Here is a 17,294-nt window from a genome sequence, read left to right as displayed (position 1 = left end):
TCCGGATCGACAGGAACCCGCGGCGGGGCCTTCAAGATTTCTGTGCGATCTTGTGCCATAGGACGAAAAAAACGAGATGTCCGCCATGCGCAACCTCTCCCTCAAGCAGCTTCAGGCGGTCGCTGCCGTGGCCCGCCTCGGCACCATGACCCGGGCTGCGCAGGAGCTGAACGTCACCTCCGCCGCCCTCTACGCGCGCATCCGCCAGCTGGAGGAGGAGGCCGGGCTGCTGCTGTTCGACCGGACGCCGGGGGGCCTCAAGCCGACGGATGCCGGCCGCGAGATGCTCTGGGCGATCGACAGCATCAACACGGTGCTGGAGACCTGCACGGACCGCCTGCGCACCCTGCGCGGCGCGGAGGGCGGCCGCGTGGCGCTCGGCGTCGTCTCCACCGCCAAGTACTTCGCCCCGCAGGTGATCGCGGGCTTCGTCAAGAAGCATCCCGGCGTCGAGATCAGCCTGTCGGTGCGCAACCGCGGCCAGACCGTGGAGGCGCTGCGCGGCTACGAGATCGACTTCGCCCTGATGGGCCGCCCGCCCCGGGACTTCCCGATCGAGGCCGCCACCTTCGGGCCGCACCCGATCGTGCTGATCGCGCCGCCCGGCCACCCCCTGGCGGGCCGGACCGACCTGAACCGCGAGGACCTCGCGGACCAGCCGTTCTTCCTCCGCGAAGAGGGCTCGGGCACCCGCATGGTCTTCGAGGAGTTCATGAGCGGCGTCCTGGTCAAGCGGGCGCCGCTGGACATCGACACCGGGTCGAACGAGACGATCAAGCAGGCGGTGATGGCCGGGCTCGGGATCGCGCTGCTCTCGGTGCACTCCGTGGCGGCCGAGCTGGAGAGCGGGCGCCTCGTCCTCCTCAACGTCAGGGGCCTGCCGATCCGGCGCGACTGGTACGCGGTCCGGCGCGCCGACAAGGTGCTGGGCCCGGCCGCCTCCGCGGTCTGGTCCTACCTGATGTCGGAGGGCGCGCGCTGCCTGCCGGGCGTCGCCCAGAGCGGTCTGGTGCTGGCGGGAGCCAAGGCGTGAGCGCCGCTGCCGGCGTCGTCGTGGCCGGGGCCGGGCAGGCCGGCTTCCAGCTCGCCGCGTCCCTGCGGGAGGGCGGGTTCCGCGACCCGATCACCCTGGTGGGCGACGAGACCGCCCTGCCCTACCAGCGGCCGCCCCTCTCGAAGGCCTACCTCGCCGGCAAGACCGACCGAGAGGGCCTGTTCCTGCGCCCGCCCGGCTTCTTCGCCGAGCACGCCATCGCGCACCGCCCGGGGCTCCGCGCCGTCGCGATCGACCGGGACGCGCGCCGCCTGCAGCTCTCGGACGGCACCGACCTCCCCTACGACCACCTCGTGCTCGCCACCGGCGCGCGCAACCGCCCCCTGCCGGTCCCGGGCGCCGAACTCGCGGGCGTGCGCCAGCTGCGCGGTCTCGCGGATGCCGACGCCCTGAAGGCGGCAGTCGCCGAGGCCCGGGCGGTCGTCATCATCGGGGCCGGCTTCATCGGGCTCGAATTCGCCGCCGTCGCGGCCGCGCGCGGCCTCCCGGTGACGGTGGTCGAGGCGGCCGAGCGGCCCATGGCCCGGGCGGTCTCGTCCGAGATGGGCGAATTCTTCCGCCGCGCCCACGCCGCGATGGGCGTGCGCTTCGCCTTCGGGGCGGGCGTGACGGCGATCGTCGGGCGGGACGGCCGCGCCACCGGCGTCGCCCTGGCGGACGGCAGCGAACGCGCGGCCGATCTGGTCCTCGTGGGGATCGGCGTCCTGCCGAACCGGGAGCTCGCCGCGGAGGCCGGCCTCCCGGCCGAGGACGGCGTGCGGGTCGACGCGTTCCTGGCGACGCCCGACCCGGCCATCTCGGCGATCGGCGACTGCGCCCGCTTCCCGATCCCCTTCGCCCGCGGGCTGACGCCGGACGGGACGGTGCGGATCGAGTCCGTGCAGAACGCCATCGACCAGGGCCGCTGCCTCGCGGCCCGCCTCACCGGCAAGCCCGCCGCCTACGGGGCGCTGCCGTGGTTCTGGAGCGACCAGGGTCCGCACAAGCTGCAGATCGCGGGCCTGTCGGGACCCGGCGATGCCGGCGTCGTCCGCGGGACCGGCGACGCCTTCTCGGTCTTCCGCTTCCGCGACGGGCGCCTGAGCGCGGTGGAATCCGTCGACCGCGCGGGTGACCACATGATCGCGCGGCGCCTGCTCGCGGCCGGGACGCCGCTGACGCCCGACCAGGCGGAAGATCTAGGCTTCGACCTCAAGGCGCTGGCGATGGGGCGGGTCTGAGAGCTGCTCCGCGTCATCGCGAGCGTAGCGAAGCGACCCAGAGCAGCGCGACATCGGGAGGCGTGGCGCGACACTGGATTGCTTCGCTGCGCTCGCAAGGACGACCTCGCGCGGTTCAGACTAACTCTCGGAAAACCATGGAACGGCTGGACGCCGCTCTGAATCGTCCGAGCACCATGCCCTTTCCCCGGCGCATGGAGCACCAGCGGAATGCGACCCGGGATCCAGCGCGAAACGTCGCGAAGCGTCGATATGCGGTGCCGCTTTCGCGGCGCTTCGTGTGCTGGTTCCCGGATCGCCTTCCACTGCGTTGCGGGCGTCCGGGAAAAGGCGCGCTCAGCCGGTAAACGGGACTGGTCCCGGCTTCTGCCGCAGGGCGATGGCGGTGGCGATCCCGAGCGCCAGGATGGTGACGGCGCATCCGAGCAGGGCCCCGAGCTGCCCGAACCGGAGCAGCGCCTGCCCGATCACCGCGACGCCGAGCGCCTGGCCGCAGAAGAACGAGAAGGCGTGGAGCGCCACCGCGGAGGCGCGGGCCTTGGGCGCGACCTCGGTGACCTGCGTCTGGTAGGTGTTGTGCAGCATGTAGAAGCCGAGGCCCATGGCGGTGAGCGCGGCGCAGTCGACCTGCCAGGAGCCCGCGAGCCCGACCACGGTGAGCGACGCGCCGCAGATCAGGCCGCCGCCGATCAGCATCCGCGGCAGGCCGAGCAGCCGCACCAGCAGCCCGACCAGGGCCGAGTAGAGCAGGCCGCCGACCGCGAACCCCGCCAGCACCAGCCCGGCCTCGCGCGGGCCGCCCTCCCCCCGCGCCTCGATCAGCGGGGCGAGGTGCGGGAACACGCCGAAGATCGCGATGGCCTCGATGAACACCGCCGAGAACAGCACCCGCGCCCGGGGATTGCCCAGGATCGTGCGGTAGCGCGTCACCGCCTCGCCGAAGGCGGGGCGGCGGGCCGGAGCCCGGCCGGCCCGGTCGAAGCCGAAGACGGTCGCCGCGCAGGCCAGGGCCGCCACCGCGGCGATGACCGCGAAGACGCCGCGCCAGCCGATCGCCGCCTCGATCAGGCCCGCGAAGGTCGAGCCCGAGAGCTGGCCGAGGATCACCGCCACGAGGAAGCGCCCGATCGCCACCTGGCGACCCTCCATCGGCACGCGGTCGCCCAGGAGCGCGAGCGAGAGCGGGATGCAGCCGCCCGCGGCAGCCCCCGCGAGCATGCGGAGGCCGAACAGGCTGCCGATGTCCGGCGCGACGCTGCACAGGGTCAGCGCGACGGCGAGCACCGCGAGGCAGGTGCTCATCACCCGCTCTTTGCCGAGCGCGTCGCCGATCGGGCCGAGCACCGGCTGGATGAACGCGTAGGGCAGTGCGAAGGCGGTGGAGAGGAGCGCCACCGTGTGGGCGTCGCTCGCGAGATCCCGGGCGAGCACGCCGACGAGGGGCTCGACCGAGCGGAGCGCGAAGGTGCTGCCGAACCCCGCGCAGGCCAGCACGACGATCAGGCGCGGGATCGACGTGGCCGGCGCCGCGGCGACGGCCGCGCTGGACGGGAGAGCCGGCTCTGTGCTGTCGGTCATGGCACGCTTCGCGACGCGGGCGGGATCAGACCCGCGGCATCGCATCTCCCTCGCCGGAGCGGAACCCCGCCGCGCGACAGATCAGTGCGCGTAGAACGCGGGATCCGGATTGTCGGTCGGGTGCGCGAAGGCCCAGCGCAGGGCCGACGACAGCGGCACGTTGTAGGTCAGGCCGCGCGGCGGCACGGGCTTCAGGAACCAGCGGTCGTAGAGCGCCGTGATCTCGGGGCTCCGGTAGAGATCGGCCGTCGCCCGGTCGACCACCGCCTTGAAGGCCGGGTCGTCCTTGCGCAGCATGATCCCGTAGGGCTCCGGATTGGACAGGGTCTCCTCGCTGACTGCGTAGGCGGCGGGCTCCTTGGACTGGGCCGCGACCACGCTGAGCTGCACGTCGTCCATGACGAAGGCCGAGGCTCGGCCGGTCTCGACCATGAGGAAGCCCTCCGGGACGTCCTTGGCGGCGATCACCGTGATGCCGAGCTTGCGCTCGTTGTTGGCCTTGATCAGCATCAGGATGTTGGTCGAGCCGGCGACCGACGAGACCGTCTTGCCGCGCAGGTCGTCCAAGCTGGCGATGTGCTGGTCCTTCCGGGAGACGAAGCGGGTCGCCGTCAGGAAGTGCGTGTTGGTGAAGTCCACCTGCTTCTTGCGCTCGGCGTTGTTGGTGGTCGTCCCGCACTCCAGATCGATCGTGCCGTTGGTCATCAGCGGGATGCGGGACGAGGAGTTGACGAACTCCATCCCGACCTCGAGGCCCGGCATCTTCAGTTCGCGCTTCACCGCGTCGGCGATCCTCAGGCAGATGTCGACCGCGAAGCCGACGACCTTCTGGTCCTGGTCCAGGTAGCTGAACGGGGTCGCGGTATCGCGCACGCCGAGGACCAGCCTGTTGCTGTCGTGGATCTTCTTCAGCGTGCCGGTGAGCTCGGCGGCTCGTGCGGCGCCCGCGGGGGCGCCGAGGAGGAGCGCGGCGATGAGGGGAGCGAGCAGACGCATGGGCCGACGGGTTCCGGTCGCGCGAGGGGCCGCCCGCGGGGTGCGCCGGCGGCGGGAGACCGGACCGCGCGCCGGGGCCGGCCCCCGGCGCGAGCCCCAGCAAGAGTCCGGCCGCGGTCAGGTCGACGCGGCCGCCTGGTGCGCCTCTGCGAGCTGCGCGTCCGCGGCCGCGACCTTCCGCGAGGCCGGGCGGGACCGGATGCGCTCCACGTAGGCCGCCAGCACCGGGTCGGGCGCGACGAGGCCGAAGCCCGTCGTCCAGCCGAGGGCGCCGCCCCACAGCACGTCGACGGCGCTGAAGCGCGCGCCGAGCAGGTACGGGCCGGGCGTCAGGGCCTCCTTCACCCGGGCGATGACGCTGTCGTAATCGGCGTAGGCCGACAGGGCGCGCGGGCCCGGCTCCCGCTGGAGGTGCCGGTCGATCACCGCGGGCTCGAAGCACGACCCGTAGAACACCATCCATCGCAGATAGGTGGCGCGGTCGGGCTCGGTCGGCGCCGGGGCGAGCCCCGCCTCGGGGAACAGGTCGGCGAGGTAGAGGTAGACGGCCGCCTGCTCGGTCACGAGGGCGTCGCCGTGGCGGATCGCCGGCACCTTCGCCATCGGGTTGACGGCGCGATAGGCGTCCTGGAGGTGCTCGCCGGCGCGCATGTTGAGCGCGTGCAGCCGGTACGGGACCCCGAGTTCCTCGAGCAGCACGCGGACGCCCGACGAGCGGGTATTGGGCGAATGATAGAACTCGATGTCAGGCATACTGGCCATTCCGCCCCGTCCGAGGATTGTCGATTCGTTGGCGTCCACGCTCTTACCCGCGGACCGACGGGTCAACCGCGGACCGGAGGCCACTTCTCCAGGGACCGGAATCGCGGCAGGAACGTTGGGCGATTGTGCGTTGCCGCGCGTTGGGCCTCCGACCGGCACGACGCGAGCCGGGGGTTACGAGTTCTGATGGCGAAGATTCTGCTGGTCGAGGACCACGAAGAGATCTGGGACTTCCTCTCGCGCCGCCTCAAGCGGCGCGGCTACGAGGTGATGCTCGCGCATGACGGCGAGGCCGGCGTCCGGCAGGCGCGCTCGGGCCAGCCCGACGTGATCCTCCTCGACATGAACCTGCCGGTCCTCGACGGCTGGTCGGTCGCCCGGACGCTGAAATCCGGCACCGACACCCGGGCGATCCCGATCATCGCGCTCACGGCCCACGCCATGTCGGGCGACCGCGACAAGGCCATCCAGGCCGGCTGCGACGACTATCACCCGAAGCCCGTCGATTTCTCGAAGCTGCTCAGCCAGATCAGCGCCGCCCTGGGCGAGACCGCGCAGGCGAGTTGAGCCGGCAGCGGACGCGCGACCTGCGGCCCCGAGATCTGCGGCCCCGAGACCTGATGTGAGTGGAGCGTGTCCGTGAGCGAGGATCCCGTCACTGCCCAGCGCCTGCGGCAGGGCCTGCCGATCTTCGTGGCGCTGGCGTCGCTCCTCCTCGTGGTCGCCACGATGGCGGCCCTCTACCTCGGGCGCGAGATCCTCGTGCCGGTGACGCTGGCGATCCTCCTGAGCTTCGTCCTCGTGCCGGCGGTGCGGATGCTGCGGCGGCTGCGCGTGCCCCGCGCGCCCGCGGTCCTGCTGGTCGTGGTGATCGTCTTCGGCGCCCTGTTCGGCATCGGCAGCCTGATCGCCAGCGAGGCGTCCCAGCTCGCCTCCGACCTGCCGCGCTACACCCAGGTGATGCGCACGAAGATCAAGGATCTGCGCGGGGCGACGGCCGGGACCGGCACGCTCTCGCGGATCGTCGACATGGTGCAGGATCTCAGCGCCACCCTGCAGCCGCCGCCGGCCGCGGAGGTCCGCGGCGAGCCGGGATCGCGCACGCACCCGCTCACGGTCGAGCTCACCCCCGCCCGCGCGAGCGTCGTCGACACGCTTCAGACCTTCGCGGGCCCGATCCTGCACCCGCTGGCGACGACCGGGCTGATCCTGATCTTCACGATCTTCATCCTGCTCCAGCGCGAGGACCTGCGGAACCGGGCGATCCGGCTCGCCGGCGGCTCGGGCGATCTGCGGCGCACGACGGCGGCGATCGACGACGCCACGAGCCGGCTGAGCCGGTTCTTCCTGGCCCAGCTCGCCCTCAACATCGCCTTCGGGCTGGTGATCGGCATCGGCCTCTGGCTGATCGGCGTGCCGAGCCCGACCCTGTTCGGTGTCCTCGCCGCGATCCTGCGGTTCGTGCCCTATATCGGCGCGGCGATCAGCGCCCTGCTGCCGCTGATCCTCGCGGCCGCCGTCGATCCCGGCTGGAGCATGGTGATCGCCACCGCGGCCCTGTTCCTCGTGGTCGAGCCGATCTGCGGCCACGTGATCGAGCCGCTGCTCTACGGGCACTCCACCGGCCTCTCGCCGGTCGCCGTCATCCTGGCCGCGACGATCTGGACGTTCCTGTGGGGCCCGATCGGCCTCGTGCTGGCCACGCCCCTCACCGTCTGCCTCGTGGTGCTCGGCCGGCACGTGGAGCGGCTCTGGTACCTCGACGTGCTGCTCGGCGATCAGCCCGCCCTGTCGCCGCCCGAGATCTTCTACCAGCGCATGCTGGCCGGCGATCCGGTCGAGGCGATCGACCAGGGCTGGCAGTTCCTGAAGGAGCGCGCCCTCGTCACCTACTACGACGAGGTCGCCCTCGCGGGCCTCCTGCTGGCGCAGGAGGACCTGTCCCGCGGCACACTGGATCGGGAACGGCAGGCGGAGGTCGGTGCCGCGATCGGGACGGTGGTGGACCGCCTCGGCACGGCCCCGGTCGCGCGTCGGCCACGGCGCGGATCCGGCCGCGGCCCCGACACCGAGACCGCGGCGGCGCTCGCCGCCGTCGGGCCCGACCGGCAGGTGGCCGGCATCGTCCTCGAGCGCGAGGACCTCGCGCCCAACTGGCGCGGCGAGACGCCGGTCCTGTGCGTGTCGAGCCGCGGCCCGTTCGACGAGGCGGCGACGCTGATGCTGAGCCAGATCCTCGCGCGCCACGGGCTGGCCTCGCAGATCCTGTCCATGGCGGCGATCCGCGCCGGCGAGCGGCCGGAGAACCCGGACGGCCTCGCGCTGATCTGCTTCTCCTACCTGGAGCCGGTGAGCCTGTCGCAGATCCGGTTCACCGTCCGGCAGGCCCGGGCCGCGGTGCCGGGTGTCCGCATCCTGGTCGGCTTCTGGCGCGAGCGCGATCCGGCGACCCTGGAGCGCCTGCGCCGGGCGACCTCGGCGGACTTCCTGGTGACGTCGCTGAACGAGGCGCTGTCGGCGGTGCTGGGCGCCTGCCGTGAGGCCGCGCCGCCCCGGCTCGTCCCGGCCCCCGTGGGCGCGCCTTCCGAGGCGGCGCGGCCGGCCGCGGCATGAGCCCTTCGCGCGACACCGCCGCTGGGGATACAAGGTCGACTTCGGCCGTCCGGCCGCTAGTCTCGCGCACGCCTCGCGTGATCGACCGGGCGCAGAGGTCTTTCCCGGCCAGGAAGGTGACGACCGCCTCGCATGTCTGAGACGCCAGAAACACCGCCCTCCGGGCCGAGTCCCCCGATCCGGGACGGCGCCCCGAGCGACATCACCGATCGCAAGAGCGACATCTTCTTCGCGGCCGTCGAGACGACGCGGATGCCGATGATCGTCACCGATCCGCGCCAGCCCGACAACCCGATCATCTTCGCCAACCGGGCGTTCCTGGCGATGACCGGCTACACGCCGGAAGAGCTGATCGGGCGCAACTGCCGCTTCCTCCAGGGTCCCGACACCGACCGCGAGAGCGTCGCGCAGGTCCGCGCGGCGATCGCCGAGAAGCGCGAGTTCGCCACCGAGATCCTGAACTACCGCAAGAACGGCTCGACTTTCTGGAACGCCCTGTTCGTCTCGCCGGTCTACAATGCCGACGGCGAGCTCGTGTACTACTTCGGCTCGCAGCTCGACGTCTCGCGCCGCCGCGACGCCGAGGAGGCGCTGGGCCAGGCCCAGAAGATGGAGGCGCTCGGCCAGCTCACCGGCGGCATCGCGCACGATTTCAACAACCTGCTGCAGGTGATCGTCGGCTACGTCGACATCCTGGCGGCCGGCCTGGAGAAGCCCGACGCCGACCGCGCGCGGCTCGGCCGCGCCACCGAGAACATCCGGCAGGCGGCCGAGCGCGCCACGACGCTGACGCAGCAATTGCTGGCCTTCGCCCGCAAGCAGCGGCTGGACGGCCGCGCGGTCAATCTCAACACCCTGATCGAGGGGATGGGCGAGATGGTCGCCCGCTCGGTGGGCGAGGCCGTGAAGGTCGAACTCGACCTCGCGCCCGATCTCTGGAACTGCCGCGTCGACCCGACCCAGGCCGAGGTCGCGATCTTGAACGTGCTGATCAACGCTCGCGACGCGATGCCGGAGGGCGGCACCGTCCGGATCTCCACCGAGAACAGCGAGATCGCCGCGCGCGGCCGGGAGATCGGGCCGCTGCGCGACGGCCGCTACGTCAGCATCGCCATCAGGGACAGCGGCACCGGCATCCCGCCCGCCGTGCTCGCCCGGGTGATGGACCCGTTCTTCACCACCAAGGAGGAGGGCAAGGGGACGGGTCTCGGCCTGTCGATGGTCTACGGCTTCGCCAAGCAGTCGGGCGGCGCCGCGCAGATCGAGTCGGCGGTGGGGTCCGGCACGACGGTGCGCCTGTCGTTCCCAGCGACCGACGGCGACGTCAACGCCCCCGCGAAGGTCTCGCTGCGGGCCGTGGACCGCCAGGGCACCGAGACGATCCTGATCGTCGACGACCGCGAGGACGTGGCCGAACTCGCCCGCACCATCCTGCGGGACTTCGGCTACACGACGCTGGTCGCGAGCAATGCCCGCGAGGCGCTGGAGATCCTGGACTCGAGCGGGAAGGTCGATCTGCTCTTCACCGACCTGATCATGCCGGGGGGCATGAACGGTGTGCTCCTGGCCCGCGAGGCCCGGCGCCGCCAGCCCAAGCTCAAGGTGCTGCTCGCCACGGGCTACGCGGAGGCGAGCCTGGAGCGAACCGATATCGGCGGCTCGGAGTTTGATCTCCTGAACAAGCCCTACCGGCGCACGGAGCTGGTCCGCCGCGTGCGCGCGATCCTCGACGGTCCGACCGGGGTGGGCTGAGCTTCGGGAGACGGCCCATGTCCCAGGGCGACAAGTCGAAATACACCGACAAGCAGAAGCGCAAGGCCGAGCACATCGCCGACTCGTACGAGTCCCGCGGCGTGCCGGAGAAGGAGGCGGAGGCCCGGGCCTGGGCCACCGTCAACAAGGACGACGGCGGCGGCAAGAAGCCGGGCGGCTCGGGCCGCGGCAAGGCCACCGGTCACCCGGCCGCCCACAAGGGCGGCGCGTCCGGCGGCAAGGCCTCGGCCGGACGCACGGCCGCGGAGCGCTCCGCCTCCGCCAAGAAGGCCGCCGCGACCCGCAAGGCCAACGCCGCCGCGCGGGCCTGACCGCCCGTCGCGAGCCGGACCGCCGGCCTCCGTGCCGGTGCGGGGCCGATCTCAGTCCCGCCGCTCGGCGAGCTTGACCAGCGCGTGCAGCAGCCGGTTCGCCGGCGTCGGGATTCCGTGCGCCGCGCCCCGGCGCACGATGGTGCCGTTGAGGTGGTCGATCTCGCTCGGCCGGCCGCGGGCCAGGTCCTGGGCGGTGGACGAGCGCTGTCCGGCCATGGCGGTGCTGAGCGCCATCACGTCGTCGAGGATGCCGGGCGACACGGACACACCCTCGGCCTCCGCGACGCGCGCGCATTCCTGGACGACGTCCGCGATGACCGCGGCCACGCCCTCGCCCTCCACCAGGCGGCCGTAGGGCAGCTGCGTCAGGGCCGACAGGGCGTTGTAGGCGCAGTTGATGATCAGCTTCGCCCAGAGCGCGTCGACGGCCTTCGCCGAGACGGTGGTCGGGATGCCGGCCGCCGCGAACGCGGCGGCGACGTGCCCGCTCGTCTCGGACGCGCCGAGGATCAGGTCGCCGCGCCCGTTGTGCCGGACGTGGCCGGGGCCGGCCATCGCGGTGGCGACGTAGACCGCCACCGGCACCACCGGCCGGCCCAGCACGGCGGCGAGCCGCTCGGCGTTGTCGACGCCGTTCTGGAGGCTGAGGACCGTGGCGGCCGGATCGAGGTGGTGGGCGATCATCGCGCCCGCCGCCTCGGTGTCGCCCGACTTCACGCAGACCAGCACGAGGTCGGCGCCCGACACTCCCGCCCCCGTATCGGTCGCCCGGACGGGCACGGAGGCCGTCCCGGCCGCGCTCTCCAGCACGAGACCGTCCTTCTCGACCGCCTCGACCAGGGCGGGACGGCCGATCAGCGTCACCGCGTGGCCGGCCCGCGCCAGGAGGAACCCGTAGTAGCAGCCGACCGCGCCGGCCCCCATGACGGCGACGGTCATGGCGGGGCTCACGGCGGCGCTCACGGTGCCACCGCCGCGGCGCGCTCGGGGTGGAAGGGCGCGGCGCCCGCGTCGGCCGCGCGGACATGCTCGAGCAGCGCCTGGGCCGGGTGCCGCAGCCGCACGCCGTCGATAAGCTTGGCCTGCGAGCGGCAGGAATAGCCGTCCGCCAGCAGGGTGCAGCCGGGCGCCTCGGCGACGTGGCGGGCCCAGCTCAGGCCGTAGATCGCCTCGGAGGTGGCGCGGTGGCGCGCCTCGTGACCGTAGGTCCCCGCCATGCCGCAGCAGCCGGCGGCCGGCACCTCAAGCCGCAGGCCGAGATGGGCGAACACGACCTGCCAGTCCCGCACCGCGCCCGGCGCGTTGGTGCGCTCGGTGCAGTGGGGCAGCAGCCGCATCGTGCGCCCGCCCTGCCCCGGCGCGATCCGGTCGAGCCGGGCGGCGAGCCATTCCTGCAGGAGCTGGACCTTCGGGAGATCGCCGCCCAGCGCCTGCGCGTACTCGGACCGGTAGGTCAGCGTCATCGACGGGTCGATCCCGACCAGGGGCACGCCGTGCCCGGCGAGGTCGCGCAGCAGCGCGGCGTTCGAGCGGGCGACGGCGGCGAACCGCGCCAGGAAGCCGTGTACGTGCAGCGGCTTGCCGTTCGGCCGGTAGGGCACCAGCCAGGGCCGGAAGCCGAGGGCGGCGAGGAGGTCGCAGCTGTCGGCCACGACTTCCGCGTCGAAGTGGCTGGTGAAGGCGTCCTGCACCACCAGCACGGACCGCGCGCGCTCCTGCGGGTCCAGCCGGGCCAGGGCGTCCGGAGTCGAGACGGCGACGCCGCGTTCCGCCAGCCGCGCCGTGAGGTCGACGGGCGACAGGGCCGGGATCGCCACCAGCCCGGCCCGGGCCAGGATCAGCCGGGCCAGCGGGTTGGCGAGGACCGCGTTGCTCAAGCGCGGCGCCCGCGCCGCCAGCGGCAGCAGCGGCTCCAGCGCCGCCACGAGATGGTCCTTCAGCGGCCGCGCGTAGCGCGTGTGGTAGAGCGCCAGGAACTTCGCCCGGAAGGTCGGCACATCGACCTTGATCGGGCAGGACCCCGTGCAGGACTTGCAGGCGAGGCAGCCGTCCATCGCCTCCTTGACGGCGTGGGAGAAGTCGTCGGCCTCGGACCGGCCGCGGAGGCGGCTCCGCAGGGTCGCCGCCACGTCGGAGAGCCACCCGGCGCGCTGTCGCGCCAGCTCGGCGGCCGGGTCGACCCCGGCCTCCGCCGCGCGGCGCAGCCACTCGCGCATCAGCGAGGCGCGGCCCTTGGGCGAGTGGCGCCGCTCCCGTGTCGCCTTCCAGGACGGGCACATGGCCTCGTCCGCGTCGAAGCTGAAGCAGGCGCCGTTGCCGTTGCAGTGGAGCGCTTCGTCGAAATCCTCCCGGACCGGCGCCGGGATGGCGCGGTCCCGCTCGCCCCGGCGCGGGACGCCGTCGATCCGGGTCAGGCCCGCGCCCCTGGCGGAGGCGATCTTGCCCGGGTTCATCCGGTCGTCCGGGTCGAAGGCGCGCTTGACCGCCTCCAGCGCGGGCATCAGTGGCCCGAACGTCGCCGGCACGAATTCCGACCGGAAGCCCTTGCCGTGCTCGCCCCAGAGCAGGCCGCCGTACTTGGCGGTGAGCGCGACCACCCCCTCCGTGACCTCGCGGATCAAGCCGTTCTGCGCCGGGTCCTTGAGGTCGATGGCCGGCCGCACGTGCAGCACGCCGGCATCGACGTGGCCGAACATGCCGTAGCGCAGCCCCTTGCCGTCGAGGAGCGCGCGGAACTCCGCGATGTAGTCGGCGAGCCGCTCCGGCGGGACCGCCGTGTCCTCGACGAACGGGATCGGGCGCGCGTCGCCCTTGGCGGCGCCGAGCAGGCCCACCGCCTTCTTGCGCATGGTCCAGAGCCGCTCGATCGCGTCGCCCCGGGCGATGGTGAAGCCGAGGCGCCTCGTGTCGGTGCCGCGCTCGGCCTCCAGCGTCCCGGTGAGCCGCGCGAGGGCCGCCTCCACGGTCGCGACGTCGTCGCCGACGAACTCCACGAGGTTGATGCCGTCCACCGGCCGCCCGGCCGGATCGTCGGGGAAGAAGGCCCGCACCTCGGCCCAGATCGGGTCCTTGCGGGCCAGCGCCAGGACCGTGGAGTCGATCGTCTCAACGGAGGCGGCGCCGAACGGCAGCAGCGCCTGCGCGTCGCGCAGCGCCGCGTCGAAGTCGATGTACGAGAGCGCGACCAGCACGGCGGCCTTGGGGATCGGCAGCACGTTCAGCCGCGCCTCGGCGATCAGCGCCAGCGTGCCCTCGGCGCCGCAGATCACGCTCTTGAGGTCGAATCGGCCGCCCGCGTCGCGCAGATGCGCGAGGTCGTAGCCGGTGAGGCAGCGGTTGAGCTTGGGGAAGCGCTCGGCGATGAGCGCGGCGTTCTCGGTGACGACGGCGTCGACGGCGCGGTGGATGGCGCCGACGCGGTCGTCGCGGCCCTTGGCGGCGTCGAGCCCGGCCGGGTCCAAGGGCTCGGCGGTCCAGACCGTGCCGTCGGTGAGCACGCAGGTCAGCGCGAGAACGTGGTCCCGGGTCTTGCCGTAGAGGCACGAGCCCTGCCCGCAGGCATCGGTCGAGATCATCCCGCCGATCGTGGCGCGGTTCGAGGTGGAGAGTTCCGGCGCGAAGAACAGGCCGTGCTTGGCGAGCTCCCGGTTGAGCTGGTCCTTCACCACCCCCGGCTCGACCCGGACGATGCGGTTCGCGACGTCGATCTCCAGGATGCGGTTCATGTGCCGCGAGGTGTCGACCACGAGGCCGTGGCCCAGCGACTGCCCGTTGGTGCCGGTCGCCCCGCCCCGGGGCCGGATCACGATCTCGGCGAAGCGCGGATCCGCGAGGAGCTTGGCGACGCGCACGAGGTCGTCGCGGGTGCGCGGAAAGGCCACGGCCCCCGGCGCCACCTGGTAGATCGAATTGTCGGTGGAGAAGACCGTGCGGTCGGCGTCCGAGAGCGTCAGGTCGCCCTCGAAGCCGCGCAGGCGCAGCTCGGCGCAGGCCGCGGCGTAGAGCGGCACGGCCTCGGTATGGCGGGTCAGGACCGGGATCATCCGCGCCTTCTACACCCGGCGGATCGCGGGAGACCATCGGCGACGGGACGGGGCGCGCTGGCACCCGGCTTGCCACGCACCCGCGACCTCCTGCGACCTCCCGCAATCTCCGGAACGGATGCCCATGAACGCGAGCCTCGAACGGGTCAGGGACGCCCTGGCCGAGCTGATCAAGGCCGCCCTCCTCTCGGACGACGGCCTGAGCGACGCCTGCCGCGCGGCCGGCCGCGCCAGGCTCGCCGCCCTCGCGGGCGATCCGCCCGAGCCCGAGAGCCTGCGGATGGACGGCGCCTGGACGCTCGCCGTCCAGGCGGCGGAGAGCCCGGAACTCGCGCCGCTGGAGGGACGTGTGAACCTGACCCTGCCGCGCGCCTGCCCCTTCACCCTGGACGAGCTCCTCGCACCCGGCCTCGACGTGGATCAGGCCGTGGCGCGCATCCGCAAGAGCGCCTCGACCGGCTGATCGCGCCTGTTGAGGAGTGCCGGCACGGCGTTGCCGCGCGCGGGCCGGACACCCATGTTAGCCTCACAGGACCGACGCCTCGGTCCCGCGCCCGCACGCGGGTCCCGTCTATCGCAGAACTCTCCGGCACCCTCCTTTTGGCACGACGCACCACCGCCCCGGCGGCCGAGCCCGCCGCTCCGCAGCCCTTCCCCACCCGTGAGCAGATCCTCGCCTTCGTGGCCGAGTCGAAGGAGCGCGTCGGCAAGCGGGAGATCGCCAAGGCCTTCGGCATCAAGGGGGCCGCCAAGATCGACCTGAAGCGCGTCCTCAAGGAGATCGAGGAGGACGGCGCCCTCGACCGCGGTCGCGGCGGCCTCGCCCCGGCGGGCCATCTGCCGCCGGTCGTGCTGGCCGACATCCGCTCCCGCGACCGCCACGGCGATTTCCTGGCGGTCCCGGTGGAGTGGACCGGCACCGGCAAGCCGCCCGCCATCGTGCTGACGCAGCCCCGCGGCCCCCGGAAGGGCAACCGTCCGGCCCCGGGCATCGGCGACCGCGCCCTGATCCGGGTCGAGCGCGACGCGGAGGGCAGCTACACCGGCCGGGTCGTCAAGGTCATCGGGAAGAACAAGGCCGAGATCATCGGTGTCTACCGGGCCGGCGCGCAGGGCGGCCGGATCGTGCCCGTCGAGAAGCGCGCGCAGGGCCGCGAGATCCTGATCCCGCCCGGCGAGGAGGGGCAGGCCCGCGACGGCGACCTCGTCAGCGTCTCGCTGGAGCGCGAGACCCGGTTCGGCCTGCCGAAGGGGCGTGTGCGGGAGCGGCTCGGCTCGCTCGGTTCCGAGAAGGCGGTGAGCCTGATCGCCCTGCACCTCCACAACATCCCGCACGTCTTCGCCGACGCGACCCTGGCGGAGGCCGATTCCGCCAAGCCCGCCACCCTGAAGGGCCGCGAGGACTGGCGCGACCGGCCGCTCGTGACCATCGACCCGCCGGACGCCAAGGACCACGACGACGCCGTCATGGCCGAGGCCGATCCCGACCCGGCCAATCCCGGCGGCTTCGTCCTCACCGTCGCCATCGCGGACGTGGCCGCCTATGTCCGGCCGGGCTCCAGCCTCGACCGGGAGGCGCTGGAGCGGGGCAACTCGGTCTACTTCCCCGACCGGGTCGTGCCGATGCTGCCCGAGCGGATCTCGAACGACCTCTGCTCGCTCCGCGAGGGCGAGGACCGGCCGGCGCTGGCGGTGCGGATGGTCATCGCCGCCGACGGCGAGAAGCGCCGCCACGGGTTCCACCGGGTGATGATGCGCTCCCGCGCCAAGCTCGCCTACGCGCAGGCGCAGGCCGCCATCGACGGGCAGCCGGACGACGCGACCGGGCCGCTGCTGGAGACGGCGCTCCGCCCCCTCTGGGCGGCCTACGCGGCCCTGCGCGCGGCCCGCGACCGCCGCGGGCCCCTGGCCCTCGACCTGCCCGAGCGCAAGGTCGTCCTGAGCCCCGAGGGCGCGGTCGACCGGGTGATCGTGCCGGAGCGCCTCGACGCCCACCGGCTGATCGAGGAGTTCATGATCCAGGCGAACGTCGCCGCCGCGGAGACGCTGGAGCAGGCGCGCCAGCCCCTGATCTACCGCGTCCACGACGAGCCCGCCCTGGAGAAGATGCGGGCGCTCGGCGAGGTCCTGGCCTCGGTCGGCATCAAGCTGCCCAAGGAGGGGGCGCTGCGCCCCGCCCTGTTCAACCGGATCCTCGCCACGGCGGCCGAGACGGAGCACGGGGTCTTCCTCAACGAGGTGATCCTGCGCAGCCAGGCCCAGGCCGTCTACGCGCCCGAGAATCTCGGGCATTTCGGCCTGAACCTGCGCCGCTACGCGCACTTCACCTCGCCGATCCGGCGCTACGCCGACCTGATCGTGCACCGCGCGCTGATCACCGCCTGCCGGCTCGGCTCGGACGGGCTCGCGAGCGACATCTCCCTCGGCGAGCTGGCGCAGATCGGCGAGCAGATCTCGGCGGCCGAGCGCCGCGCCATGGCGGCCGAGCGCGAGACGATCGACCGCCTCATCGCCCACCACCTCGCCGACCAGGTCGGCGCGACCTTCGCGGGCCAGATCGCCGGCGTCACCCGGGCCGGCCTGTTCATCAAGCTCGACGAGACCGGCGCGGACGGCTTCGTGCCGGTCTCGCAGCTCGGCGCCGATTATTTCCGCCACGAGGAGGGCCGCCACGCCCTGGTCGGCGAGCGCACCGGAGAGACGTTCCGCCTCGGGGACAGGGTCGAGGTGCGGCTCGTGGAGGCCGCGCCGGTGGCCGGGGCGCTGCGCTTCGAGCTGCTCAGCGAGGGCCGGACCCGCTCCGGCGCCCGGTCCGCCGGGTCGGGGAAGAAGTCCGGCGGGCGGCCCTTCAAGGCCGCGCCGCCCGGTCGCCCCGCCGGCATCCGCAACACCGGGTCGCGCCACCGCGGCTCGCGCCGCTGACCCGGGCGGTGTAGAGCCA

13 protein-coding genes are annotated in these 17,294 nt (G+C 73.0%); 8 read left to right on the top strand and 5 right to left on the bottom strand.

What is annotated here, in order from left to right:
- Nucleotides 1-85 precede the first annotated feature (85 nt).
- Nucleotides 86-1,033, top strand: coding sequence for a LysR family transcriptional regulator (locus ABIC30_RS15240; RefSeq protein WP_026604832.1), 948 nt, complete (start codon nt 86-88; stop codon nt 1,031-1,033).
- On the top strand, nt 1,030-2,274 hold the full coding sequence (locus ABIC30_RS15235; RefSeq protein WP_354455642.1) for an NAD(P)/FAD-dependent oxidoreductase: 1,245 nt from the start codon (nt 1,030-1,032) through the stop codon (nt 2,272-2,274). The genes ABIC30_RS15240 and ABIC30_RS15235 overlap by 4 nt, the downstream gene beginning before the upstream one ends.
- Before the next feature lie 336 nt (nt 2,275-2,610).
- Here the strand turns inward: ABIC30_RS15235 and ABIC30_RS15230 are convergent, their stop codons facing one another.
- The 3 genes from ABIC30_RS15230 to ABIC30_RS15220 form a co-directional block, all read right to left on the bottom strand.
- Nucleotides 2,611-3,852, bottom strand: coding sequence for an MFS transporter (locus ABIC30_RS15230; RefSeq protein ID WP_020092554.1), 1,242 nt, complete (start codon nt 3,850-3,852; stop codon nt 2,611-2,613).
- Between the two features lie 81 nt (nt 3,853-3,933).
- Nucleotides 3,934-4,848, bottom strand: coding sequence for an amino acid ABC transporter substrate-binding protein (locus tag ABIC30_RS15225; protein WP_020092555.1), 915 nt, complete (start codon nt 4,846-4,848; stop codon nt 3,934-3,936).
- A gap of 117 nt (nt 4,849-4,965) precedes the next feature.
- The gene (locus tag ABIC30_RS15220) at nt 4,966-5,601 is read right to left on the bottom strand and encodes a glutathione S-transferase family protein (RefSeq protein ID WP_020092556.1); all 636 of its coding nucleotides are present in this window, start codon (nt 5,599-5,601) and stop codon (nt 4,966-4,968) included.
- A 195-nt stretch (nt 5,602-5,796) separates the two neighbouring features.
- On the opposite strand from ABIC30_RS15220, the gene ABIC30_RS15215 reads away from it, so the two are divergent.
- From ABIC30_RS15215 to ABIC30_RS15200, 4 genes are all read left to right on the top strand, one after another.
- Nucleotides 5,797-6,177, top strand: a complete 381-nt coding sequence (locus ABIC30_RS15215; protein WP_020092557.1) for a response regulator — start codon at nt 5,797-5,799, stop codon at nt 6,175-6,177.
- Nucleotides 6,178-6,249: 72 nt separating this feature from the next.
- Nucleotides 6,250-8,223 (top strand): AI-2E family transporter, encoded by a 1,974-nt coding sequence (locus ABIC30_RS15210; protein WP_026604833.1) that lies wholly within the window; start codon nt 6,250-6,252, stop codon nt 8,221-8,223.
- Between the two features lie 132 nt (nt 8,224-8,355).
- On the top strand, nt 8,356-9,975 hold the full coding sequence (locus ABIC30_RS15205) for a hybrid sensor histidine kinase/response regulator (protein ID WP_020092559.1): 1,620 nt from the start codon (nt 8,356-8,358) through the stop codon (nt 9,973-9,975).
- Nucleotides 9,976-9,992: 17 nt separating this feature from the next.
- The gene (locus ABIC30_RS15200) at nt 9,993-10,307 is read left to right on the top strand and encodes a hypothetical protein (RefSeq protein ID WP_020092560.1); all 315 of its coding nucleotides are present in this window, start codon (nt 9,993-9,995) and stop codon (nt 10,305-10,307) included.
- 51 nt (nt 10,308-10,358) lie between these two features.
- Here the strand turns inward: ABIC30_RS15200 and ABIC30_RS15195 are convergent, their stop codons facing one another.
- Both ABIC30_RS15195 and ydiJ read right to left on the bottom strand, forming a co-directional pair.
- The gene (locus tag ABIC30_RS15195; RefSeq protein ID WP_354455638.1) at nt 10,359-11,249 is read right to left on the bottom strand and encodes a ketopantoate reductase family protein; all 891 of its coding nucleotides are present in this window, start codon (nt 11,247-11,249) and stop codon (nt 10,359-10,361) included.
- Nucleotides 11,250-11,269: 20 nt separating this feature from the next.
- Nucleotides 11,270-14,353: a D-2-hydroxyglutarate dehydrogenase YdiJ gene (gene ydiJ / locus ABIC30_RS15190; RefSeq protein WP_354455636.1), complete on the bottom strand. Its 3,084-nt coding sequence runs from the start codon at nt 14,351-14,353 to the stop codon at nt 11,270-11,272.
- A 124-nt stretch (nt 14,354-14,477) separates the two neighbouring features.
- Between ydiJ and ABIC30_RS15185 the strand changes: the two genes are divergently transcribed.
- On the top strand, nt 14,478-14,816 hold the full coding sequence (locus ABIC30_RS15185) for a hypothetical protein (protein ID WP_331298662.1): 339 nt from the start codon (nt 14,478-14,480) through the stop codon (nt 14,814-14,816).
- A gap of 137 nt (nt 14,817-14,953) precedes the next feature.
- The gene (gene rnr / locus ABIC30_RS15180; RefSeq protein WP_354455634.1) at nt 14,954-17,275 is read left to right on the top strand and encodes a ribonuclease R; all 2,322 of its coding nucleotides are present in this window, start codon (nt 14,954-14,956) and stop codon (nt 17,273-17,275) included.
- The last annotated feature ends 19 nt before the right edge of the window (nt 17,276-17,294 follow it).

The sequence above is a fragment of the Methylobacterium sp. 1030 genome (genome assembly GCF_040544715.1).
Classification (GTDB): Bacteria; Pseudomonadota; Alphaproteobacteria; order Rhizobiales; family Beijerinckiaceae; genus Methylobacterium.
This window is presented reverse-complemented; position numbering and strand designations above follow the sequence as displayed.